A 1,491-nucleotide genomic window follows, 5' to 3' on the forward strand; every position below is an offset into this window, starting at 1 on the left:
CAAGATCATCCTGTCGACGTCGACGACGCTGATCACCACGAACGACCCGGTGAAGATCGCCGAGGACTTCGCGATGCTCCAGCACCTGGCCGACGACGCCGTGGTGTCCGCGCTGGGCTCCCGCGACCGCGGGCCGACGACGGTCTGCGTCGACGGCGCCCGTGCGGCGATCGGAGCCGGAGCGAAGCGCCTGCTGGTCGTCAGCGCCAGCGGCATGCACACGGAGGGAGACGGCTTCTTCACCCGCACGCTCGTGAAGCCGCTGCTCAACACCTTCCTCAAGCACGGCTGGGCGGACATGCTCGCGATGGAGGCCGTGGTCACGGCGGCCGATCTGGACTGGACGGTGGTCCGCCCGCCGATGCTGCTCGACGGCCCGCGCACGGGCAAGGTCGTCAGCCGGCTCGACGGGAACGTCCGCACGTTCACCATCCGCCGCGCCGACGTCGCCGCGTTCCTGCTCGACGCCGTGGCGGACCCCACGCTGATCAGGGCGAAGGTCTCGATCGCCCACGGCTAACGTCGAACCATGGTGATCCTCGCGCAGGCCCTCTGCGTCAAGCGGAAGACCCCGCGCCTCCCCGGCGCGGCCGGACCCACCGAAGGGCTCGTGGCGGGGAACGGGACCCCCTTCCGCCTGGCCGTCCTCGGCGAGTCCACAGTGGACGGCGTCGGCGCGCGGGACCACGAGGAAGCGCTCACCGGCTGCCTGGCCCGCGAGCTGGCGCACGACGGCCGGGCGGTCCGCTGGCAGGCCGTCGGCCGGACCGGGGCCAACGCCCGGACCGTCCGCGCCGAGCTGGTCCCGCTGGTCCGCCCGGCCGACCTGGTCGTGATCGCACTGGGGGTCAACGACACCATCGAGCTCCGGTCGGCCGCGGGCTACCGCCGTGACCTGCTGGAACTGGTCGTCGCGCTGCGGCGGCGCCTCGGCCCGGTCGACGTCCTCCTGGGCGGCGTGCCGCCGATGTCCCGCTTCCCGGCGCTGCCCAGGCCGCTGCGGGACGTCCTCGCGGCGCGCTCGACCGCACTCGACGCGGCCGCGGCGACCCTCACCCGGATCCCCGGCGTCCGGCACCTGCCGATGGACCCCGCGCTGCTCGATCCCGCGGCTTTCGCCTCCGACAACTTCCACCCCGGGCCGGCCGGCTACGCCCGCTGGGCCCGGACCCTCGCACTCTCCGTGATCACCTAGCCGCACTGCGTCGATCTTCAAAAAAAGTTCTCGGTTCGTGTATCTGGCGGTTCCGCCACCGCGTCCTGTGGGGCAGCCGAGCACGAAATTGGGAACGCGGCAGGGGGTGCCGAGTTCGGAAATGCGCGGTGACCGGGAGCCGAGGGGGCTTCCGGACACCGTCGGCCGGGTGCCCTTCGGGGGAGGGGACATCCGGCGGGGCGGGGAGTTCAACGCCAAGTCGATCGCGTCGGAGAACGCGTCGCCGTAGCGCTCCAGTGGGGAGCGTAAGTCTGGGTCTTCGTCGGTTGTGCGGC

Annotated in this window: 2 protein-coding genes; both read left to right on the top strand. The window is 72.4% G+C overall.

The genetic code is table 11. The features are described 5' to 3' along the window. The first annotated feature begins 73 nt into the window (after positions 1-73). A complete protein-coding gene (locus ABZ342_RS48880) occupies positions 74-520 on the top strand; it encodes an NAD(P)-binding oxidoreductase (protein WP_360488924.1) in 447 nt (148 codons plus the stop codon). A gap of 9 nt (positions 521-529) precedes the next feature. After that, positions 530-1,195, top strand: coding sequence for an SGNH/GDSL hydrolase family protein (locus tag ABZ342_RS48885; protein ID WP_360488922.1), 666 nt, complete (start codon positions 530-532; stop codon positions 1,193-1,195). Positions 1,196-1,491: the final 296 nt, after the last annotated feature.

This window comes from Amycolatopsis sp. NPDC005961 (assembly GCF_040629235.1).
Lineage (GTDB): Bacteria > Actinomycetota > Actinomycetes > Mycobacteriales > Pseudonocardiaceae > Amycolatopsis > Amycolatopsis camponoti.